Origin of the sequence: Streptomyces sp. NPDC060049 (assembly GCF_042736715.1) — a bacterium.
GTDB lineage: Bacteria > Actinomycetota > Actinomycetes > Streptomycetales > Streptomycetaceae > Streptomyces.
Window position 1 is genome coordinate 256,283 of the sequence record NZ_JBHWVV010000003.1, and the last position, 24,404, is coordinate 280,686.

At 72.9% G+C, this 24,404-nt stretch carries 19 protein-coding genes and 1 tRNA gene; 8 read left to right on the top strand and 12 right to left on the bottom strand.

The features are described 5' to 3' along the window. Nucleotides 1-266: 266 nt before the first annotated feature. The 3 genes from ACFWBY_RS06425 to ACFWBY_RS06435 form a co-directional block, all read right to left on the bottom strand. The gene (locus ACFWBY_RS06425) at nt 267-2,585 is read right to left on the bottom strand and encodes a heavy metal translocating P-type ATPase (protein WP_385343786.1); all 2,319 of its coding nucleotides are present in this window, start codon (nt 2,583-2,585) and stop codon (nt 267-269) included. A 105-nt stretch (nt 2,586-2,690) separates the two neighbouring features. Then, on the bottom strand, nt 2,691-2,924 hold the full coding sequence (locus ACFWBY_RS06430) for a heavy-metal-associated domain-containing protein (protein WP_385343789.1): 234 nt from the start codon (nt 2,922-2,924) through the stop codon (nt 2,691-2,693). A gap of 177 nt (nt 2,925-3,101) precedes the next feature. Beyond that, a complete protein-coding gene (locus tag ACFWBY_RS06435; protein ID WP_385343792.1) occupies nt 3,102-3,824 on the bottom strand; it encodes a TetR/AcrR family transcriptional regulator in 723 nt (240 codons plus the stop codon). 130 nt (nt 3,825-3,954) lie between these two features. Between ACFWBY_RS06435 and ACFWBY_RS06440 the strand changes: the two genes are divergently transcribed. Further along, a complete protein-coding gene (locus ACFWBY_RS06440; protein ID WP_385343795.1) occupies nt 3,955-6,195 on the top strand; it encodes an MMPL family transporter in 2,241 nt (746 codons plus the stop codon). A gap of 137 nt (nt 6,196-6,332) precedes the next feature. Here the strand turns inward: ACFWBY_RS06440 and ACFWBY_RS06445 are convergent, their stop codons facing one another. From ACFWBY_RS06445 to ACFWBY_RS06455, 3 genes are all read right to left on the bottom strand, one after another. Continuing rightward, entirely contained in the window at nt 6,333-6,533 is a 201-nt protein-coding gene (locus ACFWBY_RS06445; protein WP_358896182.1) for a MerR family transcriptional regulator, read from the bottom strand. Nucleotides 6,534-6,809: 276 nt separating this feature from the next. Beyond that, nucleotides 6,810-7,823 carry a Gfo/Idh/MocA family protein gene (locus ACFWBY_RS06450; RefSeq protein ID WP_385343798.1) on the bottom strand — a complete coding sequence of 338 codons (1,014 nt, stop codon included), beginning with the start codon at nt 7,821-7,823 and terminating at the stop codon, nt 6,810-6,812. 105 nt (nt 7,824-7,928) lie between these two features. Beyond that, nucleotides 7,929-8,843 (bottom strand): sugar phosphate isomerase/epimerase family protein, encoded by a 915-nt coding sequence (locus ACFWBY_RS06455; protein WP_385343801.1) that lies wholly within the window; start codon nt 8,841-8,843, stop codon nt 7,929-7,931. A 66-nt stretch (nt 8,844-8,909) separates the two neighbouring features. Here ACFWBY_RS06455 and iolC point away from each other — a divergent pair, with 66 nt between their 5' ends. The 4 genes from iolC to ACFWBY_RS06475 are packed head-to-tail and all read left to right on the top strand — an operon-like array spanning nt 8,910 to nt 14,254. After that, complete coding sequence (gene iolC, locus ACFWBY_RS06460) at nt 8,910-9,938, top strand: 5-dehydro-2-deoxygluconokinase (RefSeq protein WP_385343804.1); 1,029 nt, start codon at nt 8,910-8,912, stop codon at nt 9,936-9,938. 7 nt (nt 9,939-9,945) lie between these two features. Next, on the top strand, nt 9,946-10,872 hold the full coding sequence (gene iolB / locus ACFWBY_RS06465) for a 5-deoxy-glucuronate isomerase (RefSeq protein ID WP_385343815.1): 927 nt from the start codon (nt 9,946-9,948) through the stop codon (nt 10,870-10,872). Beyond that, entirely contained in the window at nt 10,869-12,743 is a 1,875-nt protein-coding gene (iolD, locus tag ACFWBY_RS06470; RefSeq protein WP_385343807.1) for a 3D-(3,5/4)-trihydroxycyclohexane-1,2-dione acylhydrolase (decyclizing), read from the top strand. Before iolB ends, iolD begins: the two co-directional genes overlap by 4 nt. 11 nt (nt 12,744-12,754) lie before the next feature. Continuing rightward, the gene (locus ACFWBY_RS06475) at nt 12,755-14,254 is read left to right on the top strand and encodes a CoA-acylating methylmalonate-semialdehyde dehydrogenase (protein WP_385343809.1); all 1,500 of its coding nucleotides are present in this window, start codon (nt 12,755-12,757) and stop codon (nt 14,252-14,254) included. Nucleotides 14,255-14,371: 117 nt separating this feature from the next. Here ACFWBY_RS06475 and ACFWBY_RS06480 read toward each other — a convergent pair whose 3' ends face one another. The 4 genes from ACFWBY_RS06480 to ACFWBY_RS06495 all read right to left on the bottom strand — a co-directional run bounded on the left by ACFWBY_RS06480 (nt 14,372) and on the right by ACFWBY_RS06495 (nt 19,581). Continuing rightward, nucleotides 14,372-15,391, bottom strand: coding sequence for a WxL protein peptidoglycan domain-containing protein (locus ACFWBY_RS06480; RefSeq protein WP_385343812.1), 1,020 nt, complete (start codon nt 15,389-15,391; stop codon nt 14,372-14,374). 234 nt (nt 15,392-15,625) lie between these two features. Further along, nucleotides 15,626-16,918 (bottom strand): hypothetical protein, encoded by a 1,293-nt coding sequence (locus tag ACFWBY_RS06485; RefSeq protein WP_385344531.1) that lies wholly within the window; start codon nt 16,916-16,918, stop codon nt 15,626-15,628. 454 nt (nt 16,919-17,372) lie between these two features. After that, nucleotides 17,373-18,626, bottom strand: coding sequence for a S8 family peptidase (locus ACFWBY_RS06490; protein ID WP_385344534.1), 1,254 nt, complete (start codon nt 18,624-18,626; stop codon nt 17,373-17,375). Nucleotides 18,627-19,167: 541 nt separating this feature from the next. Further along, nucleotides 19,168-19,581: a GNAT family N-acetyltransferase gene (locus ACFWBY_RS06495; protein ID WP_385344536.1), complete on the bottom strand. Its 414-nt coding sequence runs from the start codon at nt 19,579-19,581 to the stop codon at nt 19,168-19,170. 21 nt (nt 19,582-19,602) lie between these two features. Between ACFWBY_RS06495 and ACFWBY_RS06500 the strand changes: the two genes are divergently transcribed. After that, nucleotides 19,603-19,749 carry a hypothetical protein gene (locus tag ACFWBY_RS06500; RefSeq protein ID WP_385344539.1) on the top strand — a complete coding sequence of 49 codons (147 nt, stop codon included), beginning with the start codon at nt 19,603-19,605 and terminating at the stop codon, nt 19,747-19,749. A 502-nt stretch (nt 19,750-20,251) separates the two neighbouring features. Here the strand turns inward: ACFWBY_RS06500 and ACFWBY_RS06505 are convergent. Continuing rightward, nucleotides 20,252-20,776 carry a hypothetical protein gene (locus tag ACFWBY_RS06505; protein WP_385344542.1) on the bottom strand — a complete coding sequence of 175 codons (525 nt, stop codon included), beginning with the start codon at nt 20,774-20,776 and terminating at the stop codon, nt 20,252-20,254. Between the two features lie 924 nt (nt 20,777-21,700). On the opposite strand from ACFWBY_RS06505, the gene ACFWBY_RS06510 reads away from it, so the two are divergent. Beyond that, a complete protein-coding gene (locus ACFWBY_RS06510; protein WP_385344550.1) occupies nt 21,701-22,174 on the top strand; it encodes a phospholipase in 474 nt (157 codons plus the stop codon). A 204-nt stretch (nt 22,175-22,378) separates the two neighbouring features. Here the strand turns inward: ACFWBY_RS06510 and ACFWBY_RS06515 are convergent. Then, nucleotides 22,379-22,451: transfer RNA gene (locus tag ACFWBY_RS06515), tRNA-Arg, on the bottom strand. 332 nt (nt 22,452-22,783) lie between these two features. On the opposite strand from ACFWBY_RS06515, the gene ACFWBY_RS06520 reads away from it, so the two are divergent. Beyond that, on the top strand, nt 22,784-24,400 hold the full coding sequence (locus ACFWBY_RS06520; RefSeq protein ID WP_385344552.1) for a dynamin family protein: 1,617 nt from the start codon (nt 22,784-22,786) through the stop codon (nt 24,398-24,400). The last annotated feature ends 4 nt before the right edge of the window (nt 24,401-24,404 follow it).

Genomic DNA, 24,404 nt, shown 5'->3' on the forward strand with positions numbered 1-24,404 from the left:
GACCGGGTGTCTGTGTGGAGCGCGCGCGGCGCGCTCCGGTGTCTGCCGGGACCCGTACGGGTCGGGAGGGCCGCTCCAGGCTTCCCCGGGGCACGCGTCCCGGCCGGCTGATGCCACGGGTGTCCCCCAAGACCCCCGCGAAACGCCCCCAGACGTTCCCTTGCACCGCACCATTAGACCCACTGGGCTGCCCGATGGTTACGTTGCGATCACTGTGATCTGCGTCTCCCGTGAAGGAACTGTGCGCGATGTGCGAAGGGGGCTCACTAGCGGAACGAGCGCAGCCGCAGGCTGTTGGTCACCACGAAGACCGAGGAGAAGGCCATCGCGGCCCCCGCGATCATCGGGTTGAGCAGCCCGGCGGCCGCCAGCGGCAGCGCCGCGACGTTGTAGCCGAAGGCCCAGAACAGGTTGCCCTTGATGGTGGCCAGGGTCCGGCGGGAGAGCCGGATCGCGTCCGCCGCGACCCGCAGGTCGCCCCGTACGAGGGTCAGGTCGCCCGCCTCGATCGCGGCGTCCGTTCCGGTGCCCATCGCGAGGCCCAAGTCGGCCTGGGCCAGCGCGGCCGCGTCGTTGACGCCGTCGCCGACCATGGCGACCGTACGGCCCTGCGCCTGCAGCCGGCGTACGACGTCCACCTTGTCCTCGGGCAGGACCTCGGCGATGACCTCGTCGATGCCCACCTCGCGGGCCACGGTCTCGGCGACGGCCTTGTTGTCGCCGGTCAGCAGGACCGGGGTCAGTCCTAGGGCCCGCAGCCGGGACACCGCCTCGGCGCTGGTCTCCTTGACCGCGTCGGCCACGGTCAGCACCCCGCGCGCCTCCCCGTCCCAGGCCACCAGGACGGCGGTGGCGCCCGCGGCCTCGGCGGCGGCCTTGGCGGCGGCGAGGGGGGCGGGCAGCGGGATCGACCGGTCGGCCAGCAGTTTCTCGCGGCCCACCAGGACGGCGTGTCCGTCGACGACGCCCTGGACGCCGAGGCCGGCGAGGTTCTCGAAGCCCTCGGGGACGGGCAGTTCCCCGGTCCTTCCGGCGGCGCCGGCGGCGATGGCACGGGCGATCGGGTGCTCGGAGGCGTGCTCCAGGGAGCCGGCCAGGCGCAGCAGCTCGGTCTCGTCGACGCCCTCGGCGGCGTGCACGCCCGACAGGGTCATCCGCCCGGTGGTCACGGTCCCGGTCTTGTCCAGGACGACGGTGTCCACGCGGCGGGTGGACTCCAGCACCTCGGGGCCCTTGATCAGGATCCCGAGCTGAGCCCCCCTGCCCGTGCCGACCATCAGCGCGGTCGGCGTGGCCAGGCCCAGGGCGCAGGGGCAGGCGATGATCAGGACGGCCACGGCGGCGGTGAAGGCGGCCGTGGGGTCGTCGGTGAGCAGCAGCCAGGTCACCCAGGTGCCGAGGGCCAGGACGAGCACCACCGGTACGAAGATCCCGGAGATCCGGTCGGCGAGGCGCTGTACCTCGGCCTTGCCGTTCTGCGCGTCCTCGACGAGCTTGGCCATCCGGGCGAGCTGGGTGCCGGAGCCGACGCGGGTGGCCTCGACGACGATGCGGCCGGAGGCGTTGACGGTGGCCCCGGTGACGCCGTCGCCGACGGTGACCTCGACCGGGACCGACTCGCCGGTCAGCATGGAGGCGTCCACGGCGGAGCTGCCCTCGACGACGGTCCCGTCGGTGGCGATCTTCTCGCCGGGCCGGACGACGAACCGGTCGCCGACGGCGAGCGAGCTCACGGGGACGCGCACCTCGGCGCCGCCGCGCAGGACGGCCACGTCCTTGGCGCCGAGGTGCATCAGCGCCTTGAGGGCCGCGCCGGCCTTCCGCTTCGAGCGGGCCTCCAGGTACCGGCCGAGCAGGATGAAGGCGACGACGCCCGCCGCCACCTCCAGGTAGATCGCCGAGGCGCCGTCGGTGCGCGAGGCGGTGAGGTCGAAGCCGTGCCGCATGCCGGCCATTCCGGCGTGGCCGAAGAACAGGGCCCACAGTGACCAGGCGAAGGCGGCCAGGGTGCCGACGGAGACCAGTGTGTCCATGGTCGCGGCCCCGTGCCGGGCGTTGGTCCAGGCGGCCTTGTGGAAGGGCAGCGCCCCCCAGACGACCACGGGGGAGGCGAGGGTGAGCGAGAGCCACTGCCAGTTGTCGAACTGCAGGGCCGGGACCATCGCGAGCAGGACGACGGGCAGCGCGAGGGCGGCGGAGACCAGGAGGCGCTGGCGCAGCGCGGCGAGCTCGGGGTCCGGTACCTCCTCGTGCCCTGCTTCCCGCCCGCTCTCCGGCTCGGGCCCGGGCTCCGGCGGCGGCGGGGGCTCCTCGGCCGTGTAGCCGGTCTTGACGACGGTCGCGATGAGGTCGGCGACCCGGACGCCTTCGCCGTAGGAGACCTTCGCCTTCTCGGTGGCGTAGTTCACCGACGCGCTGACCCCGTCCATCCGGTTCAGCTTCTTCTCGATGCGGGCCGCGCAGGAGGCGCAGGTCATCCCGCCGATGGTCAGCTCGACCTCGGCCGGGGCCGCGGTGGCCGTCGCCTCGTCCGCGGCCGTGCCGGGCGCCGCTATGGGTCCGTCGTGCACTGTGCTGCTGCTCATGATCCGGGCTCCAGGGGGTGGGCCGGGCCGTACGGGACCAGTATGAGCCGGCCGGTACGGCCCGGCGGGGCTGTGCCGAAGACAGGCGTGCCGAAGAGGAGGTGCTCAGGCCTGGCCGGTGAGCTCGTATCCGGCCTCGTCGACGGCGGCGCGCACCTCGGCCTCGTCGAGCGGGGCGGCCGAGACCACGGTGACCTCGCCGGTGGCGGCGACGGCCTTGACCGAGCTGACGCCCGCCAGGGCGGAGAGCTCGGAGGTCACCGCACCCTCGCAGTGCCCGCAGGTCATGCCCGTCACCCGGTAGACGGTGGTGGTCTGGGTGTCCGTGTCGGCGCTCATGTCGTTCTCCTCTTCAAGGGCGTTTCCGGGCGCCGGAAGGCGGCGGATCGCTCCACCGTCCTCCCGACACTCGAAGACTATACCCCTAGGGGGTATCAACGCGAGCGTCGTCGGGCCTTCTTCGGGCGCGGGTCGCAGTCCGGCCGGCCGAAGGCGGGAGCCGAATGGGCGAGAGGGTCAGTCGGGAAGGGGTGTGGTGATCATCGGGTCCAGGTAGCGGAGCAGGACGGTCTTCAGCTCCGCGACGTAGGCGGCCCGCTCGGCGCCCTCGCTGGCCAGGATCAGCTCGAGCGAGGTTTTGACGATGCCGAGGACCATGTGCGCGACATGGGTGAGATCGGCGGGGGCGGTGGCTGAGGCCTGCGCGGCTCTGCCGGCCGGGGTGGCGGTCCCGGAGGCGACGCAGGCGCGCAGCACCTCCTCGACGCGGGTCAGCATCCCGGTGTGGAGCTCGTCGTGCTCCTGGGCGATCCCGGGGACGCCCGAGCCGTGCATGAGCGCCCAGAAGGCCGGGTTCTCGCAGTTGAAGGCGATGACGGGGTCCAGGACCGCGTCGAGCAGCTCGGGCAGCGGCCGGTCGAGGTTCTCGGGGAGGAAGGCCTGGCCGTGCGCCTCGTGGGCGCGCTGGAGCAGTTGGCCGCCCAGCTCGACGGCGATGGCCTCCTTGTTCGGGAAGAACTGGTAGAGCGTGCCCGGGGACACGCCGGCCTCGCGGGCGATGGCGTTGGTGCTGGCGGCGGCGTAGCCGGTGCGGCAGAACACCCCGGCGGCCGCCGCCAGGAGCTGGGCGATCCGGCGCTCCCCGCGGGCCTGGCGGCGGCGGGGCGCCGTTCCGGCGGCCGCTTCCGGGGTCCGTTCGTCCGCTTTGTCCGCGCTTTTGGTCCGCGAGGTCTCCCGCATGTCCAATCCCTTGCTCCCGTGGGTGATTGACAAACGCGAGTACTCGCTCGCATTCTTGGAAAACGCGAGCGACTGCTCGTGTTTGCCAGTCTAAGTGGCCTGGCAATCACGGTGAAGGGGACACCGAGTCATGTCCGAAGTCAAAAAACCGCCGCCGCCCGGGGAGGGCGGCCGGTGGACCCGGCTCGTCACCGCGCGCCCGAGGCTCTCGCTGCTCCTCGCGCTGCTGGTCACGGCACTTGCCGTCTTCGCGGGCGGCGGCGTCGCCGATCGTCTGGGCAGCGGAGGTTGGGAGGACCCGGGAGCCCGGTCCACCTATGCCACCGAGGCCCTGGAGCGAGAGTTCCCGGGCTCGCAGTCCAATCTGCTGCTGCTCGTCGACGCGGGAGCCGGGGTGGGGCCGGCCGGGGTGGACGACCCCGCCGTGGCGGCCGAGGCGCAGCGGCTGGCCGCGGAACTCGCCGCCGAGCAGGGGGTGATCGGCGTCGGCTCCTACTGGCAGACCCAACTGCCCGCCCTGCGCTCCACGGACGGCAGGCAGGCCCTCGTCGTGGCCCGGATACCCGGCGACGACAAGGCGGTCAATGCCGTCCTCGACCGGATCGCCCCGCACTACCGCGGCGAGCACGGTCCGGTGGAGGTCTCCCTCGGAGGGCCGGCCGCCGTCCAGCGCGAGGTGACCACCACCATCCAGGAGGACCTGCTGCGCGCCGAGCTGATCGCCCTGCCGGTGACGCTGGTCCTGCTCGTCCTCGTCTTCGGCAGCGCCGTCGCGGCCCTGCTGCCCCTCGGTGTCGGCATCGTGGCCATCATCGGGACCAATGCCGTGCTGCGCGGTCTCACCGAGTTCACCGACGTCTCCGTCTTCGCGCAGAACCTCACCACCGCGCTCGGCCTCGGACTAGCCGTCGACTACGCCCTGTTCATCGTGCGCAGGTTCCGCGAGGAGCTCGCCGCCGGACGCGACCCGGTGGCCGCCGTCGGGGCCACCCTGCGCACCGCCGGACGCACGGTGCTGTTCTCCGCTCTGACCGTCGCCGTCTCCCTCTCGGCCATGCTCTTCTTCCCGATGTACTTCCTGCGCTCCTTCGCCTACGCGGGGGTCGCGGTGGTGCTGCTCGCCGCGGCGGCAGCGCTGATCGTGCTGCCCGCAGCGCTGGTACTGCTCGGACACCGGGTCAACTCCCTCGACCTGCGGCGGCTGTGGCAGCGGGGCGGCGCGGCCCGGAAGACCGCGACCCCGGTCGGGGACGGGCAGGGCTGGGCCCGGCTGACGTCTCTGGTGATGCGTCGGGCCCCGGTGTTCGCCCTGGCCACCACGGCCGCGCTGCTGCTCCTCGGGATGCCGTTCCTCGGAGTGCAGTTCGGCACCGTGGACGACCGGCAACTGCCGAAGACCGCCGAATCGCATGTGGTGCAGCAGCAGATCCGCGAGGGCTTCGCGGGCGCCCCCGGAGGCGCGCTCACCGTGCTGACCGAGGGCGCGTCCGGCGCCGCTCTCGACGGCTACAAGCGGGAGGTGGAAGCCCTGCCCGGAGTCGTGAGGGTGGACGGACCGGTGAGCGCGGTGTCCGGCGAGGCGTACGCCTACTTCTCGGTGCTCACCGAGGGGGAGGCGGTGGGCCAGGGTGCCCAAGACCTGGTCGGCCACGTCAGGAAGGTGGAGGCCCCCTTCGAGACCTCCGTGACCGGACAGGCCGCCGTGCTCGTCGACGCCCGCAATGCCATAGCCGAGAAGCTGCCCCTGGCCCTGGCCCTCGTGGTGGCGGCGACTCTGCTCCTGGTCTTCCTGCTCACCGGCAGCCTGCTGATACCGCTCCAGGCGGTACTGCTCAACGCGCTGAGCCTGACGGCGATGTTCGGGGCGGTGGTCTGGGTCTTCCAGGAGGGGCACCTCTCGGGACCGCTCGCCTTCACCTCCACGGGGGACATCGAGACCACCCTGCCCGTGCTGATGTTCTGCATCGCCTTCGGGCTCTCCATGGACTACGGAGTGTTCCTCATATCCCGGATCAAGGAGGAGTACGACCGGACCGGGGACCACGAGGGCGCGGTGCGCACCGGCTTGGCCCGCACGGGCGGTCTGATCACCGCGGCGGCCGTGATCCTGGCCGTGGTGATGGTCGCCATCGGCAGCTCGCGGGTGACCAACACCAAAATGCTGGGCCTCGGGATCGCGCTGGCCGTGCTGATGGACGCGATGGTCGTCCGGAGCCTGCTGGTACCGGCGGTCATGAAGCTGACCGGCAAGGCCACCTGGTGGGCGCCGGCGTCTCTGCGCAGGGCGCACGAGCGGTTCGGTCTGAGCGAGGGGGAGCCGGCCGTCCCGGCGGCCGTAGTGCCGGAGCCGATACCCGCGGCCGGCCGTTGAGTCGCCGGTCCTCCGGCCCGGTGGGCCCTTCCGGTCACAGCACTGGCCGCCGGCCGGGAGCCGCCGGCCGGACAGCATGGTCGGAGCCTGTGCGGACGGGCCCGGGAGGGTCCCGTCCGTGGTCCGCAAGCCGGGGGTCACTCCTCGCGGCGTCCCCGGTTGCCGGGCCGGCGGGCCACCCAGGCGCGGATGGTGTCGGCGTACCAGTAGGGCTTGCCGCCCTCCACGTGGTCGGGCGCCGGCAGCAGCCCGTGCTTGCGGTAGGAGCGCACGGTGTCCGGCTGGACCCGGATGTGAGCGGCGATCTCCTTGTACGACCACAGCTGTCGGTCGCTCATCCTCGACACCTCCTTGTCCACGCCGCGGGGCCGGCCGGGAGGCCGTCGGGGGAGCCGGTGCGTGGACACTGACGATCACTCGGTTGTGCCCGGAGAACGACCGACGGTGAGGGCGGGGGAGGGCCTGTCGACCGGCTGTGACGGAAAACCCGTGTAATGCGGATATGCGTGACACGAAGGCGACCCCTGTGACACACACGGCACACAACGCGCATGCGTAGGTACCAGGAACAACCGGCACATATGGAACACGCGGCACCGCCGGGCAGGCCGGGCTCAGCGGTAGAGGACCGGCCGTTCCACCTGCTCCACGAGGGTCCGTACACCGCTGCGCGCCGCGGCGAGGCCCGCCTCGGAGACGGCCGCCGCCGCGTAGCCGTCCCACGCGTCGGGGCCGTCCACCCGGCCCCGCGCGGCCGCCGTGATCCAGTTCCGGAGCTGGCGGTCGTAGGCGTCGGCGAACCGCTCCGTGAAGTCCTGGTCGATCTTCCCGCCCCACCGGCCCGCCGACTGGACGACCATCGCGTGGCCGTCGCCGATCCGGGCGCTGCCGGACTCGCCGACCGCCTCGCACTGCACCTGGTACCCGAAACCGCAGTTGACGAAGATCTCGACGTCCACGACGGCGCCGCCCGAGGTCTCCAGGAGGACCAGGCGCGGATCGCGCAGCCCCTCGGGGGCGGCGGAGGTGGGCGTCGGGGAGAGCACGGTCACGGCCGTGATCTCGTGGCCGAGCAGCCAGCGGGCCGCGTCCACCTCGTGCACGACCGAGTCACTGATCAGCATGTCGCTCGTGAAGAAGGAGGGGGAGGAGGCGTTGCGGTGCCGGCAGTGCAGGAAGAGCGGCCGCCCGATGCCGCCCGCGTCGAGCAGCTCCTTGAGCCGGGTGTACTCGGCGTCGTAACGCCGCATGAAGCCCACCTGGACGAGCCTGCGGCCGTGGCGCGCCTCCGCCTCCATGATCCGCAGGGCTCCCGCCGGATCCGGGGTGAGCGGCTTCTCGCAGAGCACCGGCAGCCGCCGTTCCAGCGCGAGCATGATCGCCTGCTCGTGTGCGGGCCCGGGCGAGGCGATGAGTACGGCGTCCACCCCGGGCGCGGCTATCGCGGCCGCCGGATCGGTGTGGGCGCTCGCCCCCTCCAGCCCGGCCGCGACCTCCTTGACCCGGTCCCCGTCCGGGTCGGCCAAGGCCACCACCCGGGCTCCGCCCACCGTCCGCCCGAACCGGCGGACGTGGTCGGAGCCCATCTTCCCGGTGCCGATGACGGCGATGCCGAGCGTGCTGGTCATGTTCTGTTCCTCCGTGATGAGTCGGTCGGCGGGGCTTCGCAGGGCTTCGGGCAGGGCTTCGGACGGCTGGCCCCGGCCGACAGGCTTCGGACGGCGGGACTTCGGTCAGCGGGCGCCGCAGGAGCGCAGGTAGTCGCGGGTGCGGCGGGCGATCGGCAGCGGGCGCTCGGGCGGGCACGGGTACATGTCCTGCTCGACGATCGCGAACAGGTCCACTCCGAGCCGCTGGGCGGCCGCCAGCACCGGTTCCAGCGCGGGCACCCCCGCCGGCGGCTCGCACATCACCCCGCGCGCCACGGCCGGCCCGAAGGGCACCTGGCCCGCGACGACTTCGGCGAGGATCCGGGGATCCACCTGCTTGAGGTGGAGGTAGCCGATCCGCTCCGCGAAGGTCTCGATGGCCTGGACGCTGTCGCCGCCGCAGTACGCGTAGTGACCCGTGTCCAGGCAGAGGGAGACCAGGGCCGGATCCGTCGCGTCGAGGAAGCGGGCCACGTTCTCGGGGGTGTCGATGTGTGTGTCGGCGTGCGGGTGCACGACGATCCGCAGCCCGTACCGGTCCTGGACCTGCCGCCCCAGCCGCTCGGTCTGAGTGGCGAGTTCACGCCAGGCGGCGGGCGTGAGCGTACGGTCCTCCAGCACCTCGCCGGTCTTGTCGTCCCTCCAGAAGGCCGGGATCACGACGAGGTGCGCCGCCCCCACGGCGCGGGTGAGCTCCGCGATCCGCGACACGTGCTCCCAGGTGTCCTCCCACACGGCGGGCCCGTGATGGAGTCCGGTGAAGACGGTTCCGGCCGAAACCCGCAGGCCCCGCTTGGCCACTTCGTCGGCGAGCCGGGCGGGATCGGTGGGGAGGTATCCGTACGGGCCGAGCTCGATCCACTCGTACCCCGCGTCCGCGACCTCGTCGAGGAACCGCTCCCACGGGGTCTGCGCCGGATCGTCGGGGAACCAGACCCCCCAGGAATCCGGAGCCGAACCGATGCGGATACGGGTCAACGCGGGCGGTGAGGACGTCATGCGGCCACCTTAAAGTGCGAGGCTCGAAGGGACGGGGAGCGTGCGGTCGGCAGGAAGGGTGTGGTGATGGCTACGGATCCGGTGGCGTTCGACCTGATCACGATGGGGCGCATCGGGGTGGATCTCTACCCCTTGAAGACGGGCGTACCGCTCGGGGAAGCCGACACCTTCGGAAAGTTCCTGGGCGGTTCGCCCGCCAACGTGGCGGTCGCGGCGGCACGGCTGGGGCGGCGGACGGCTCTGATCAGCCGGACCGGCGCGGACCCCTTCGGGGCGTACCTCCGCTCGGAGCTGCGCGGTTTCGGTGTGGACGACCGGTGGGTGGGGGAGGTGGCGGCCTACCCGACGCCGGTGACCTTCTGCGAGATCTTCCCGCCGGACGACTTCCCGCTGTACTTCTACCGCTACCCGAAGGCCCCGGACCTGGAGATCGGCGCCCCCGAGCTGGACCTCGACGCGGTCCGGGCCGCCCGCGCGTTCTGGATGACGGGTACGGGGCTCAGCGCGGAGCCGAGCCGCACGGCCACGCTGGCCGCGCTGGAGGCACGCGCGAAGACCGGGATGACGGTGTTCGACCTGGACTGGCGGCCGATGCTGTGGCCCTGCGAAGCCGGGGCCGGAGCGGGGTCCGGAGAAGGGGCCGGGTCCGGAGAAGGGGCCGGGTCCGAGGCGGCGGGGGCGGGCGAGTGGTACGGCCGGGCGCTCGGGCTGGCCACGGTGGCCGTGGGCAACGCCGAGGAGTGCGCGATCGCCACCGGCGAGACCGAGCCGTATGCGGCCGCGCGGGCCCTGCTCGCGGCGGGGGTGGAGCTCGCGGTGGTGAAGCGGGGCCCGCGGGGGGTCCTGGCCGTCCACCGCGACGGAACGGTGGCGCAGGCGCCTCCGGTGCCGGTGACGGTCGTCAACGGGCTCGGCGCGGGCGACGCGTTCGGCGGAGCCCTGTGCCACGGACTGCTCGCGGGATGGGAGTTGGAGCGGACGATCCGCTACGCGAACGCGGCCGGGGCGATCGTGGCCTCACGGCTGGCGTGCTCGACGGCGATGCCGTTCGCGCACGAGGTGGAGGAGGTGCTGGGCCGTGCCGGTGGTGTCTGAGCGGGCGATGGAGTGGACGGGACTGCTCGTGCTCGACCTCGAGCCGGGGGAGGTGTACGCGCACACGTGCGGGGAGTCGGAGTGGATCGTCCTCCCGCTGGCCGGCGCCTGCGCGGTCCGCTGCACGGAGCCGTTCCCCCAACGCCGAGATCCGGCCCCGCCGGTGTCCGGGGCGGAGGATCCTGGGGGCGCCAACCCCGCCAACCCCGCCAACCCCGCCAACCCCGCCAACCCCGCCAACCCCGGCAGCGGACCGCAGGTCTTCGAACTGCACGGGCGGACCGGGGTGTTCGACGCCGTCACCGATTTCGCCTACCTGCCCCGGGACGGACACGCCGAGATCACCTCTCCCGGAGGGGGACGCTTCGCGCTCGCCGGGGCGCGGTGCGAGCGGCGACTGCCCGCCCGGTACGGTCCCGCCCGACAGGTCCCGGTGGAGCTCAGGGGCGCCGGTCAGTGCTCCCGCCAGGTCAACAACTTCGCCGCCGCCGACGCCTTCGTCTGCGACCGGCTCATCGCCGTCGAGGTACTGACCCCCGGCGGGAACTGGTCCTCGTACCCGCCCCACAAGCACGACGAGCACCGGCCCGGTGAGGAATCCCGGCTGGAGGAGATCTACCACTACGAGATCCGCGGGCACGCGGGAGCGCCCGGACTCGGATATCAGCGTGTCAGCCCCTCCCCGGCGGGGAAGACCGACATCCTCACCGAGGTGAGGACCGGGGACACCGTGCTCATCCCGGACGGCTGGCACGGTCCGTCCATCGCCGCGCCCGGACACGACATGTACTACCTCAACGTCATGGCGGGGCCCGGCCGCACCCGGGAGTGGCTGATCAGCGATCACCCCGATCACGGCTGGATCCGCTCCACCTGGACCGGTCAGGACATCGACCCCCGGCTGCCCTTCTACCGCGCGGAGGACCCCGTATGACGATCAGGCTCACCGTCGCGCAGGCCCTCGTCCGCTTCCTCGCCCGCCAGTACACCGAGCGCGACGGACGACGGCAGCGGCTGATCGCCGCCACCTGGGGGATCTTCGGTCACGGGAACGTCGCCGGCATCGGGCAGGCCCTGCTGGAGACCGGCCCTGAGGAGATGCCGTTCCTGCAAGGGCGCAACGAACAGGCCATGGTGCACGCCGCCGTCGGGTACGCACGGCAGAGCGGGCGGCTGTCCGCGCACGCCGTCACCACCTCCATCGGGCCCGGGGCGACCAACCTCGTCACCGGGGCCGCCCTCGCCACCGTCAACCGGATCCCGGTCCTCCTGCTGCCCGGGGACGCCTTCGCCACCCGGCCCGCCGACCCCGTGCTCCAGCAGCTCGAGGTGCCCTACGCGGGCGACGTGTCCGTCAACGACACGCTGCGCCCCGTCTCCCGCCACTTCGACCGGATCACCCGTCCCGAGGCCCTGATCCCCGCCGCCCTCCAGGCCGTGCGGGTCCTCACCGACCCCGTGCAGACCGGCGCCGTCACCCTCGCGCTGCCGCAGGACGTGCAGGCCGAGGCGTACGACTGGCCGGAGGAGTTCTTCGCCGAGCGCGTGTGGGGCGTACGCCGGCCCCGGCCCGACCGTACGGAGCTCGCGCGCGCGGCCGAGGCCCTACGGGGCTCCGCGCGGCCGCTGGTCATCGCCGGTGGCGGGGTCCGGCACAGCGGGGCGCAGGCGGCCCTGGCGGAGTTCGCGCGGGCCACGGGGATTCCGGTGGCCGTCACGCAGGCGGGCAAGGGGGTGCTCCCGTGGGACCACCCCGCCGACGTGGGCGGGATCGGGCACACGGGCACGGCCACCGCGGCCCGCCTGGCCCGCGAGGCCGATCTGGTGATCGCCGCCGGGACCCGGCTCACCGACTTCACCACCGCCTCCTCGACGCTCTTCCAGCACCCGGACGTGCGGTTCGTCGGACTCAACCTGGACCCGTACGACGCCCACAAGCTCGCCGCCCACCCCTTGGTCTGCGACGCGCGTGCGGGCCTGGACGAGCTCCGGGCCGAGGTCACCGGGTACCGGGTGGACCCCCCGTACGAGGCGGCGTACAAAGAAGGGAAGGGGGCGTGGGAGCGGCGGGTCGACCGGGCCTTCGCGGCTCCCGACGAGGACGCCGTACCGACCCAGGCGCAGGTGCTCGGGCTCCTCGACGCCCTCGTCGACGGCGACGACATCCTGATCAACGCCGCCGGCTCGCTCCCCGGAGACCTGCACAAACTGTGGCGGGCCCGCTCCGCCGACCAGTACCACGTCGAATACGGCTACTCCTGCATGGGCTACGAGATCCCCGCCGCGATCGGAACCGCCCTCGCCGCGCCCGGCCGCCCGGTGTGGGCCCTGGTCGGCGACGGGACGTACCTGATGAACCCGACCGAGATCGTCACCGCCGTGCAGGAGGGGATCCCCATCAGGGTGGTGATCCTCGACAACCGCGGATACGCCTCCATCGGGGGCCTCTCGGACGCGGTGGGCGGTGAGGGGTTCGCGACCGCGTACCGCTTCCGAGCGGCGGACGGTTCGTACGGCGGCCCGCCGCTGCCGCTGGACCTGGCAGCCAACGCCGCCTCCCTCGGGATGGCCGTGATGCGCGCCCACACCATTGGTGACCTGCGGAAAGCCCTCGCCGAGGCGCGAGTGGCGGACCGTCCCACATGTGTCTACGCGCAGACCCGAACACCCGACACTGTGTCGGGCCCACCCCCGGCACAGGCGTGGTGGGATGTTCCTGTGGCTGAGACCGCGACCCGTGTGTCGGCGGTGGAAGCCCGCGAAGAGTACGACCGGCAAGCCGCGCATCGACGTCGCCATCTGTGAAGGAGCAAGGCATGAAGACCGTCAACCACTGGATCGGTGGCAAGACCGTCGAGGGCGCTTCGGGCAACTACGGCCCGGTCACCGACCCGGCCACCGGCGAGGTCACCACGCAGGTGGCCCTCGCGTCCGCCGCCGAGGTGGACGCCGCCGTACAGGTCGCCAAGGAGGCGTTCCTGTCCTGGGGCCAGTCCTCGCTGGCCGCCCGCACCAAGGTGCTGTTCGCCTACCGCGCCCTGCTGGACGCCAACCGCGACGCCATCGCCGACCTCATCGTCGCCGAGCACGGCAAGGTGCACTCGGACGCGCTGGGCGAGGTCGCCCGGGGCCTGGAGATCGTCGAGCTGGCCTGCGGGATCACCGTGCAGCTCAAGGGCGAGCTGTCGACGTCCGTCTCCAGTCGCGTCGACGTCTCCTCGATCCGCCAGCCCATCGGCGTCGTCGCGGGCATCACCCCCTTCAACTTCCCGGCGATGGTGCCGATGTGGATGTTCCCGCTGGCCGTGGCCTGCGGCAACACCTTCATCCTCAAGCCGAGCGAGAAGGACCCGTCGGCCGCCGGCCTGCTCGCCCGGCTGGCCTCCGAGGCCGGTCTTCCGGCGGGCGTGCTGAACGTCGTCCACGGTGACAAGGTCGCCGTCGACGCCCTGCTCTCGCACCCCGACGTCGCGGCCGTCTCCTTCGTGGGCTCGACCCCGATCGCCCGCCACATCCACACCACCGCCTCCGCCAACGGCAAGCGCGTCCAGGCCCTGGGCGGCGCCAAGAACCACATGCTCGTGCTGCCCGACGCCGACCTGGACGCCGCCGCCGACGCGGCCGTCTCGGCCGCCTACGGCTCGGCCGGCGAGCGCTGCATGGCCATCTCCGCCGTCGTGGCCGTCGGCTCGATCGCCGACACGCTGGTGGAGAAGATCCGCGAGCGCGCCGAGAAGATCAAGATCGGGCCCGGCAACGACCCGCTCTCCGAGATGGGCCCGCTGATCACCGCGGCCCACCGCGACAAGGTCGCCTCGTACGTGAAGGGCGCGGCCGCGCAGGGCGCCGACGTGGTCCTGGACGGCACCGGCTACACGGTGGAGGGCAACGAGAACGGCCACTGGATCGGCCTCTCGCTGCTGGACCACGTCAAGACCGACTCCGACGCCTACCGCGACGAGATCTTCGGCCCCGTGCTGTGCGTGCTGCGCGCCGAGACCTACGAAGAGGGCCTGGCGCTCATCAACGCCTCGCCCTACGGCAACGGCACCGCCATCTTCACCCGCGACGGCGGCGCCGCCCGCCGCTTCCAGCTGGAGGTGGAGGCGGGCATGGTCGGCGTCAACGTGCCGATCCCGGTGCCGGTGGGCTACCACTCCTTCGGTGGCTGGAAGGACTCGCTCTTCGGCGACCACCACATCTACGGCAACGACGGCATCCACTTCTACACGCGGGGCAAGGTCGTCACGACCCGCTGGCCCGACCCGGCGGACGCCCCGACCGGCGTGGACCTCGGCTTCCCCCGCAACCACTGACCGGGCGCACGCCCCGTTGGCCCGGGGGCACCACAGCGCCCCGGGCCCGCTGAGACACTCGCCCCCCGCAACCCTCACCGCGGGGGGCGAGCACGTTTGCGTCCCGGGCCCTGCCGGTCAGCGCACTTCAGCCAGATCTTCGGTTCCCTCCGGCTGCTCGGAGCCGCTGCGGCGGCGTCGGCGCAGCACCCAGCCGGTGATCGCGGCGCCCGCCAGCACCAGGAGCACGCCCAGCGCGGGCCACGGCACGGCGAGGAACTCCGCATCGGATACGGAGACGAGGTCGGGGTAGGCCGAGGCGCCGGCGGTGATGTCGACGGTGACCCAGTCCGACTGCGGCGCGTCCGCCCAGTCCTCCGTCAGCTCGATCCGCTGGCCCGGCAGCAGCACCAGCTTCAGCTCGCGGGCCGGCCGGTCCAACACCCGGCGGCCGAACAGGCCCTCGGCGGAGACCGCCACCTTCGGCTCGACGACCACGTTGCCCCGGTTGACCAGGGAGTACGAGATCCTGGCGCGGGCGTCCTTGACCCAGGGCAGCAGCGGCGCCGCCCGGCTCACCCTCACGTCCTCCACGCTCAGCCCGGGAGTCACCGGCCCCGGAACCCGGAAGTAGAGCCGGGCGCCGACCTGGCGCTTGACCCCGACCTTGACCTTGCCCTCTTCCTGGACACCCTCCACGGCGGTGTTGAGGGCGACGATCCCGCCCACGTGGTCACCGGGCGTCGCGTCCGCGGGGACCTTCACGGAGAACGGGAAGTCCTTGCGGCCCTTGGGCGGCACGGTCACGGTCGTCTTCGTCTCGGGCGGCAGCGCGATCCAGGTGCCGACGTCCGCGGGCTTCGTCTCGACCGGCAGCAGCGCGAAGGCGCCGCCCACCGGGGTGTTCACGGCATCGGTGGCGAATATCCGGAACGTCAGCTCCTTGTCGGAGGAGTTCACGATCGTCGCGCTGTCGCTGACCGTGGTGCCGGCCGAGCCCTGGTGGAAGAAGTACGCGCGGTCGGTCATCGCCGCGCCGGCGGGCGGGGTCGGGAAGACGCCCCAGGTGCCGTTGTCCGCGGCCGCCGCGGGCAGGGCCGGGAGCAGCAGGGCGGCGAGGCCGAGGAGCAGGCCGAGGAGGAGGGTGCGGGTGCGCATGGGCGGTTCTCCAGTCGGGCCGGACGGGGGAGGGCGGAAGGGCGTGGGTCCCGGGGGTGCGCGGAAGGGTGGGGGGGGGGGGGGGGGGGGGCCCCCCCCCCCGGGGGGGGGGGGGGGGGGGGGGGGGGGGGGGGGGGGGGGGGGGGGGGGGGGGGGGGGGGGGGGGGGGGGGGGGGTGGGGGGGGGGGGGGGCGGGCGCCCCCCACCACCCGGGGTTGGAGCGGGGCCGTGCGGTCAGGCGATCGAGAAGGTGACGACCGACTGGTAGGTGTCCGCGAACATGAACGGCGGGAGCTGGATCATTCCGGCTCCGCCGATCTCGAACTCGCCACCGGTCAGGTTCTCGCCGCCCGCACTCTGGGAGGCGATCTTCATCGGGGTGTCGGAGATCGCGCCGGGCGCACCGGCGGTGCAGGTGCTCGGGCTGTCTGCGTTGGTCACCTTGCAGGTCGGCTGGATGCCGATCTGCGCCTTGGTCATCGAGTGACCGGTGACCTCGTTCAGGAACGGCGTACGGGTCGCCGAGACGTCCCAGCCGAGGGTGCCGCCGCGGAAGTCCTGTACGGCCATGGCGGTGAACTGGCCCACCACCGACTGGGCCTTGCCGTTGATGGTGACCTTGCCGAAGTCCACGGCCGGGTTGCCGGCCTGCGGGCCGATGGCCAGCGGACCGGGCAGGACCTCGACGTCGACCGGGTTCTTCACGCCGGGCTGGTCGACGACGAAGACGAAGGCCTTGTACGGGGTGATCGAGCCGTCGATCCTGATCTCGTCGGCGGCCTTGGTGACGACGAGGTCGCAGGTCGCGGCGCCGGCCGCGGTGGCCGTGCCGGTACCGGCGTCACCCGTCGCGACGCCGCCCTTGAGCGCGGAGCAGGTGACCGCGCCGGCCGGGAAGTTGGCGCCCGTGACGGTGACCGCAGTGCCGGCCTTGCCGCTGTTGGGCGTCAGCTTGGTGGTGATCGGGTCCTTCGGCAGGGCCTCGACGACGACCGATCCGAGGGAGGCGCTCGGGCGCGGATTCGGGGTGCAGGTGGTGGTGAAGACCGAGCCGCCGAGGTTCGCGTCGGTCACCGACAGGTTCAGGGCCACGTTCACCGTGGTGCCCTCGGTGCCGTCCGGGATCTTGATGGTGCCGGAGAAGGCGGAGGGGTCGAGCGGCTGCCCGGCGACCACAGTGACCGTCTCGGGCGGGCTGACGACCGTCTGCAGGGTCGAGCCGACCGCGAGGGTGATCTTGGACGTGTTCACCGTGGTGACGGAGAAGCCCGGAATGACCGGGCTCGCACCCGGGTCGATGGTGATCGGGACCACGTCGCCGGCCTTGGCGCCGTCGGGCAGGGTGATCGTGTAGGGCTGGATGCCCGAGGCGCCGGCCTGGGGCGGCGGTGCGACGCAGTCCACCTGGACGGGCGTCGTCTTGGTCGCGGCCTGCGCGGTACCCGACAGACCCACCACGGCGCCCGTCAGGGCGAGGGACAAAGCGCCCGTCCCGGCCAGAACTCTTCGTCGAAACGTTGTACTCACTGGGTCGCGACTCCTTCGTCATACGAACCCTCCCCCCACCCGCTGTGTGGGGGAGGCCGAGCCGGTGCGGTGGCCGACATTGACGCGTCGCGGTGATGAGAAGTCAATGGCTTGCTTTCGCCTGAAGCACACAGAAATTGATGTGCCATCAGACCGGGTGGGCGGGGGGACCGGAAACCGACCGGCCGGTGGGTTGTGCGGGTGGGGCGGGTGGGTTCGCCGGAGGGGTTCGCTCCGGCTCTGAGCTGGGATTTTGACGCCGACCGGGCGGGCGGCGGGTGGGGCCGCCCGCCGCCTTCACCGGCCCGTCCCGGCCGCCTTCGGCCGGCTCCTACCGTGCCCCCGCGGTCGCCCCGCCGCCGCGTCGTCGTCTCCCGTGGCCTCCCGTTGTCTCCGGTTGTCTCCCGTTGCCTCCCACCGACGGACGGGCACCGCCGGCGGGTTCGCCGCGCCGCTACAGGCCGCCGGCCGGGACGTGGAGCAGCAGGTTCGGCGTCCCGGCCGGCAGGGCGGCGATCCGGTCCCGTACGGAGTCCCGTAGGAGGATTTCGGCCACCTGCGCCGGGGTCTTGCGCGGGCCGCCGGCCGCCAGACCCTGCGCGAGGACCAGCGCGGCGGCGCCCGCCGCGTGCGGAGCGGCCATCGAGGTGCCGGAGGCCCGCGCGGTGGCCGTGGCGGAGCCCTTCCAGGCCGAGGTGACGGCGACGCCCGGGGCGGAGATGTCCACGCAGGAGCCGTAGTCGGAGAAGGAGGGACGCCGGTCCTCGGCGTCGGTCGCTCCCACCGTGAGCGCCTGGGGGACGCCCGACGGGGAGCCGGTGCAGGCGTTCTCCGCGGAGTTGCCGGCGGCCACGGCGAAGGTGATGCCTGCCGCGACCGCCCGCGTCACGGCCCGGTTCAGGGCGAAGCTGTAGCTGCCGCCCAGGCTCATGTTCGCGACGGCCGGGGTCGCGGGCGACTTGAGGGAGTCCTTCACCATCCAGTCGATACCGGCCGTCATCGCCGACAGGCGTGCATCGCCGCGGCAGTTCGCGACCTTCACGGCGACGAGCGAAACGGCCTTCGCGACCCCGTAGGAGGCCCCGCCGACGGTTCCCGCGACGTGCGTGCCGTGTCCGTTGCAGTCCGTGGCGCCTTCCAGGAACACCGCGTTGGCGCCCCAGCGGGCCCGGCCGCCGAACTCCTGGTGCAGGGTGTTGATCCCGGTGTCCAGAATGTACGCGGTGACCCCCTGCGCCGTGGCCGGGTACGTGTACGAGCCGTCGAGCGGGAGTGCTCGCTGGTCGAGCCGGTCCAGCGACCAGGGCGCGGACGCCTGCACGAGGGGCTGCGCGTCTGCGGCGCCGGTCGGGGCGCCGCCGATCCGGAACAATGCGTCGGGCTCCACGGAGGCCACCCTGGGGTCGGCGGCGAGTTCGGCGGCGCGGGCGGCGGTGGTGCGGACGGCGAAGCCGTTGAGGGCGGCGTCGTAGACGGTCCCCACGCGGTCGCCGGCGGCCTCGGCCTCGGCGGCGAGGATGTGGGTGGAGGCGAGGGCGGCGGCGCGGGACGCCTGGTCCTTGAGGACGACGACGTAGGCGTCGGTGGCGGCGCTGGCGGTGGCGGCGGCGGTGGCGGTGGCGGCGTTGGCTTCGGCGGCGTACGGCGGCAGGGCGGTGGCCACCGCCAGCAGGGCGGCAGCCGGGAGCAAGGAGGTGAATGCGGTCATGCGGCCGATGCTCGGCGAGGCGCGGGCCGACCGCGCGGAGGGTGCGCCGACTGGCCCCACGACACGCCGCCGCACGAGCGACGGGGCCGGAGCCCGGTGCGCCGGGCCGGGCCGCGGTCGGGCTGGGGAGGGGCGGGCCGGTCGGGCGGGTCGGGCGGGTCGGGCGCTGAGTTGGGGTGGGCCGGCCCCGGTCGGGCGGGTCGGCTGGGCCGGTCGGTCGGGTCGGCTGGGCCGGTCGGGCTGGGTTGGCCTGGTCTAGCCAGGCCGGGCGCGGCGGGTGGGACGGCTGGGCTGAGGCGGGGCGGGTCGGGCGCGGGGCCGGCCCGGGGCTGAGCGGGCCGGGCCCCGGGCCTAGTGCCGTGCCGGGAAGGTGTGCCGGGTCCGGTGTTCAGTGCGGTACATCTCCTCCAGCTACCGCTGGGAGGTGCCCCGGGGCTGAGGGCCGTGGCTCGTACCGGACGTACTTGCGTGGTCCGACACCGCCGCGAGGTGCCGTGCCGGGCGCCGCGACCCGGACCTCCCGGTCACAGCACCAGGCCGTCTAGGGGGCGATGGGCCAGCCGCGCATGGCGAAGAGGCCCTCGTCGCTGGCGCCGGCCGCCTCGTAGGTGGCCAGCGCGGCATCGTTGTCCGTGTCGACGCCCACCCACATGCCGTAACAGCCGCGCGACTGCGCCTCGGCGGCGAGTGCCTTCGTCAGCGCGCGGCCGATGCCGCGCCGGCGGTAGCCCTCGTCCACGGAGAGCTCGTACAGGCACATCTCGGTGCCCTTGTCGGGGTGGCTCATCTCGATGCCGGAGACCATCCCGGCGGGTACTCCGTCCACGTAGGCGATGAGCATCAGGTGCCCGGGGGCGTCGAGGAACCGCTGCGACCAGTCGGGGCGCACGGGCCCGTCGAAGAGTCCTTCCGCGGCCTGGAGTTCGGCGGGGGTGCGGGCGGGGCGGATGTCCATGGCGGTGACCATAACGGCCCGATGGCCAGCGGCGAGCATGATGTCGACACGGCGTGGCGGGGTACGCCGGAGCCGCTCCGCAGGGCACTCGCACTCGCACTCGCCCTCGCCCTCGCCCTCGCCCTCGCCTATGCGTCGCCGGCGGCCTGGCGGTGGCGGCGGTCCTGACGGATTGCGACGGCAAGGTGATCGCCGAGGGCCGTAACAAGGCGTACGGGGACGGACCAGGAACCTGCCCCCCGCGGTACACCGCTCGTCCCCGCCGTGATGAACGCCCTGGCGGCCACGCGCACCGACTGAGACCCGAGCGCGGCGAGGCTCTGGAGCACCCAGGAGCCGTGCGCCAGGTGCGCGGCGGCTGCCGGGTTCACGGGCGTTGGCCGGATCCGCTACCCGGCCCCGAAGCCGTGGGCCCTGGCGACCGGCTTCGGCGAGGATCCGCCCCGGGAGCCGGGGCGCGGCTTCGCCCGTCGGCAGGGCTGTCCGCGGCGGCCTCGGTGCAGGATCGGCTGCGCCCGCTCCGGGTCGGCGTCACGGGACTGGCGGCGACACGCGAGCTGCGTACGGGCAGAGCCCGCCCCTGAGCCCTGCCGCGGTTGCCGGCCGCGGTTGCTCCGGAGCCCGTGCCCGGCCGTGGCCTTGGCCTTGGCCGCGGGGCCCGTACTCCGGATCAGCGGGCGCCGCGCGACGCCTGCTGGACCGGGGTAACGTCCCGCATCCTCGCTCCGGGGGACGGGGTGCCGTCGGACCACGCGTAGACCTCCTTGCCCCGCACCGTGACCTGGTACTGGTAGTGGTCGCGGCACTCGGGCCGCTCCTCCTCCTGCGTACCGGCCGGCCACCATTTGGCGGCGAGCTTCCTTTCCGACGGCTTCTTCGTTATGCCCGCCGGGCACTGCGGGCCGTTCAGCGGGGTGGCGCCCAGACTGAACCGGATCAGCCGGGCCTTGCCGTCCGTCCGCGCCTTTATTCGCACGGCGGTCGCGTCCTTCGGCACCCACTCCGGCAGCATCCATCTCGGCTCCCCGCGGGTCGGGGCGTCGGCCGCCGTCGCGAAGCGCATGCCCTTCTCCTTGAACACGCGGTCGTCGATCGTGTCGGTCAGGGGATTGGGCGGGAGGTTGGGCAGGGCGATGGCGGCGGTGGCGAGGACTCCCACGGTGGCGGCGGCGATGACGAGAGGGCGGCGGTTCATGTGTACGAGTATTCGCGGTGCGGGTTGTAACCCGCGTCCCTCCCGGGTACGAGCCGGAACTCTGCCGGAAGGGTGACATCGACTCATACCTGAGTCCTGTCTCGGTTCTGCGGCAGAGGGGGCGTGATCGCTCGCACGAGCTCACATCCGACCCCTCCAACCTCGATTCGGGGGAGTTGCTCGGCGCGATGTCCTGTGGGCCGGGCTTCGGCTCCTGTCAGCCGGGGCTCACCGCCTGCGGGGTGTCGCGGCGGTCGCCGTCCTTGTACCAGGGCGCTCGGGTCAGCCGGGGAAGATCCAGGGCAGGCGAGCCGGTGACTCTCAAGTCCCTTGCGAATCAGACGACCTGAGGGTGACGACGACGAGACGGGTGCGCGCGGACGATGGATTCATGTTCCTTCCCGCCTTGCGCAACCTCCGCGTCCACAGAATCCGCCTCCTCATGACCGCCCTCGCCGCCCTGCTCGCCGCCGCGTCCGCCTCCGCCACCGAGGTCTCCCCAGAGGCGGGCCGCCGCGCCGGACAAGGACGAACACCCCTCAGGAGGCCGCAATTGGGCGCGCTCCGCCGGCAACTGAGCACCTGGGAAGGCCTGCACGGACCAGCTACACCTCAGCACCGAGGCCGCGACCCGGCCGCCGGGTGCGAGGTGGACCAACGTGCTGGACGCGACCAACGCCCAGTAGTACCCGTAGGCTTCCGCCCTCGCCCCGGCGCCGGACGGGCGCATGTCCTGCCCCGGCACCCGCGGTGGCGCGCGTCGTTAGACGGTGCGTGCGCCGACGCCCCACCCCAACCGCCGCCCCTGCCCAGGCCGTCAACGTGGCCTCGGCCCCTGCCCAGGCCGTCACCCTGGCCTCGGCCCCTGCTCAGGCCACCACCCCAACCGCCGCCCCTGCCCGGGCCGTCACCCTGGCCTCCGGCCTGGCCCCTGCCCGCGCGCTCTCCCTCACGCGCGCCGCCGCTGCCACGGTGCTCGCGGTCTCCGCTGCCCTGGCCTTCGCTCCGCCCGCGTCCGCCGCCGCCGCGGTCCCGGCCGACAAGCCGCACGTGCTGACCGGCTGGACCCAGGGGAGCGGCGCCAGTTACGAGTCCTGGACCGCGGCGCGCGAGCACCGGGACGGGTGGCAGGCGTACGGCTTCGACTGGTCTACGGACTACTGCACGACCTCCCCGGACAACCCCTTCGGCTTCCCCTTCCGTATGGCATGCGCCCGCCATGACTTCGGTTACCGCAACTACAAGACGGCGGGGGAGTTCACAGCCGTCAAGTCCCGGCTGGACGGCATGTTCCACGCGGACCTGAAGCGGGTCTGCGCCCACTACTCCGGCGCCCGGAAGGTCTCATGCGACGGCACCGCGTGGACTTACTACCAGGCGGTCAAGGCCTTCGAGTAGCCGGCCGCGCCCCGAACGCCCCGCGCGCCTCCAACGCCCCGCGTGCCCCGGCAAGCCCGTCGTGCCGGGTGCGTGAAAGCCGACCCGACGGGCCGGACCGGTGGCCGGATGCGCTTACGCCGTCGCTACCGCAGCCTCGCTAGGTTGCCCTGACCTGCACAAAAGCCCTCCCCGGAGGGAGGGCTGGGAGTGGGACGTGAAGAGTGCCCCCGGCAGGACTCGAACCTGCGGCCAAGTGCTTAGAAGGCACCTGCTCTATCCACTGAGCTACGGGGGCCGGAAGGTGGCCGTGGTGGCCTGGAGCCCCTGGGTGGGGGTGGGACTGTGGTCCGTGCCGGGTCAAGGATAGGGCTCCGGTTGCCTTGTCCCGGTTGCTTCACTCGCGTGCCACGATGTGGAGGTTCGGTGAAGCGGTCCCGATAATCGCAGGCAGGTGCGATTCTCGCACCGCTTTTGCGTCGTGGCGCGCTGGGTGTTGTGCACTCGTTATGCCTGCGCCCCACTCGTCCGCACTGTCCAGGATGTCCCGCTGGAGTCGCGGTCGGCGCGCAGAGGACGTATAAGCTTCAAAAATGGTCCTAAATTGGGCATTCTTCGCATGTGGTGACCTTGGATGTTCGGCCTCAGCTGCTCGATGCCCTGTCCGCCCTGCGCGACCGGGTCGCGTCCGTGCGTCTGCCGCTGCCCTTGCCCGGCGCTCCCCGCGCCCGCCAGACCAGAGCCGAGCTGCTCGCGCAGCTCGACGACTACCTCGTACCCCGGCTGAAGGCGCCGGAGGCGCCGCTGCTCGCCGTCGTCGGCGGGTCCACCGGAGCCGGTAAGTCCACCCTCGTCAACTCCCTCGTAGGGCGCCAAGTGAGTGAGGCCGGGGTACTCCGGCCCACGACGCGCACCCCCGTGCTTGTCTGCCATCCGGATGATCATCACTGGTTCGCCGGGATGCGCATCCTGCCCGATCTGATGCGCGTCTGGGCTCCGCAGGGCGAGGAGGAGCCCCTGCCGAACACCCGCAGGATCCCCCGCAAGCAAGCGAACGGCCACGGGTCCGCCACTCGTGAGGTACGCATCGAGACCGTGTCCACCCTGCCCCGCGGCCTCGCCATCCTCGACGCCCCCGACATCGACTCCCTCGTCGTCGACAACCGGACGCTCGCCGCCGAACTCATCTGCGCCGCCGACGTCTGGGTCATGGTCACCACCGCCTCGCGGTACGCCGACGCCGTGCCCTGGCACCTCCTGCGGACCGCCAAGCAGTACAAGGCCACCCTCATCACCGTCCTCGACCGGGTCCCGCACCAGGTGCTCGCCGAGGTCTCCCGGCAGTACGGGGCCCTGCTCACGCGGGCCGGGCTGGGCGACGTACCCCGCTTCACCGTTCCCGAGCTGCCCGAATCGGCCGGCGGCGGCGGGCTCCTGCCCGCGAGCGCCGTCGCGCCGCTGTTCGCCTGGCTCGCCCACCACGCGCAGGATCCGGCCGCCCGCCAGTACGCCGTCGGGCGGACGGCGCTCGGCGCGCTCGATTCCCTCGGGCGCAGGATGCCGGAGCTCGCTTCGGCGGTCGCCGCCCAGCACGCTGCCGCCGTACGGCTGACTTCCGCGGTCGAAGACGCGTACAAGAGGGAGGGCAAGAGGGTCCGCAACCGGCTCGACCGGGGCGCGGTACTCGCCGGCGACGCGCTGACCCGCTGGCGCGGCTACCCGCTCGACACCAGCGCCGACGAACTCCTCGACTCGCTCGCCGAATCCCTCGCCGCCCTCCTCCAGTGCGCCGTGGCAGCCGCCGACGAGCGGATCGCCGACGCCTGGCGGCGCGAGCCCGCCGCGGGCGCCGTCGTACTGCCCGCCCCCGATCGGGAGGCGGCGGAACGTATCGGCATGGCGGTACGGCGCTGGCGGCGCGTGCTGGAGGAACTCGCCGAGGAGGAGGTGGCGCGGCTGGAGAAGCAGCCCGCGCCCGACCCGGACGGGGTCGCCGCCCTGCTGGTCGCCGCCCTCCTCGGAGGCAAGCGGGCCCGCCCGGCGGGGGAGAAGCTCGCCGAGCGGATCGGCGTACAGGCCGCCGTACGCCTGCGCGACCGGGGCGGCGAACTCGTCGGCGAACACCTCGACCAGGTGTTGCGTGCCGAACGCGACCGCCGCCTCGCCCCCATCGAGGCGCTCGAAGTGAGCCCCGAACCCCAGGCCGAGCTGATCGCCGCCCTGTCCCTATTGCAGAAGGAGAGGTGACGCG

Excerpts from the sequence above, each read along its gene's own strand:
- ACFWBY_RS06440 (WP_385343795.1), top strand. The coding sequence starts at position 3,955 with ATGTCCGAAGTCAAAAAACCGCCGCCGCCCGGGGAGGGCGGCCGGTGG.
- ACFWBY_RS06490 (WP_385344534.1), bottom strand. The coding sequence starts at position 18,626 with ATGACCGCATTCACCTCCTTGCTCCCGGCTGCCGCCCTGCTGGCGGTG.
- ACFWBY_RS06430 (WP_385343789.1), bottom strand. The coding sequence starts at position 2,924 with ATGAGCGCCGACACGGACACCCAGACCACCACCGTCTACCGGGTGACG.
- ACFWBY_RS06425 (WP_385343786.1), bottom strand. The coding sequence starts at position 2,585 with ATGAGCAGCAGCACAGTGCACGACGGACCCATAGCGGCGCCCGGCACG.
- iolD (WP_385343807.1), top strand. The coding sequence starts at position 10,869 with ATGACGATCAGGCTCACCGTCGCGCAGGCCCTCGTCCGCTTCCTCGCC.
- ACFWBY_RS06455 (WP_385343801.1), bottom strand. The coding sequence starts at position 8,843 with ATGACGTCCTCACCGCCCGCGTTGACCCGTATCCGCATCGGTTCGGCT.
- ACFWBY_RS06435 (WP_385343792.1), bottom strand. The coding sequence starts at position 3,824 with ATGCGGGAGACCTCGCGGACCAAAAGCGCGGACAAAGCGGACGAACGG.
- ACFWBY_RS06480 (WP_385343812.1), bottom strand. The coding sequence starts at position 15,391 with ATGCGCACCCGCACCCTCCTCCTCGGCCTGCTCCTCGGCCTCGCCGCC.
- ACFWBY_RS06450 (WP_385343798.1), bottom strand. The coding sequence starts at position 7,823 with ATGACCAGCACGCTCGGCATCGCCGTCATCGGCACCGGGAAGATGGGC.
- iolB (WP_385343815.1), top strand. The coding sequence starts at position 9,946 with ATGGAGTGGACGGGACTGCTCGTGCTCGACCTCGAGCCGGGGGAGGTG.
- ACFWBY_RS06505 (WP_385344542.1), bottom strand. The coding sequence starts at position 20,776 with ATGAACCGCCGCCCTCTCGTCATCGCCGCCGCCACCGTGGGAGTCCTC.
- ACFWBY_RS06500 (WP_385344539.1), top strand. The coding sequence starts at position 19,603 with ATGGCCAGCGGCGAGCATGATGTCGACACGGCGTGGCGGGGTACGCCG.
- ACFWBY_RS06475 (WP_385343809.1), top strand. The coding sequence starts at position 12,755 with ATGAAGACCGTCAACCACTGGATCGGTGGCAAGACCGTCGAGGGCGCT.
- ACFWBY_RS06445 (WP_358896182.1), bottom strand. The coding sequence starts at position 6,533 with ATGAGCGACCGACAGCTGTGGTCGTACAAGGAGATCGCCGCTCACATC.
- iolC (WP_385343804.1), top strand. The coding sequence starts at position 8,910 with ATGGCTACGGATCCGGTGGCGTTCGACCTGATCACGATGGGGCGCATC.
- ACFWBY_RS06495 (WP_385344536.1), bottom strand. The coding sequence starts at position 19,581 with ATGGACATCCGCCCCGCCCGCACCCCCGCCGAACTCCAGGCCGCGGAA.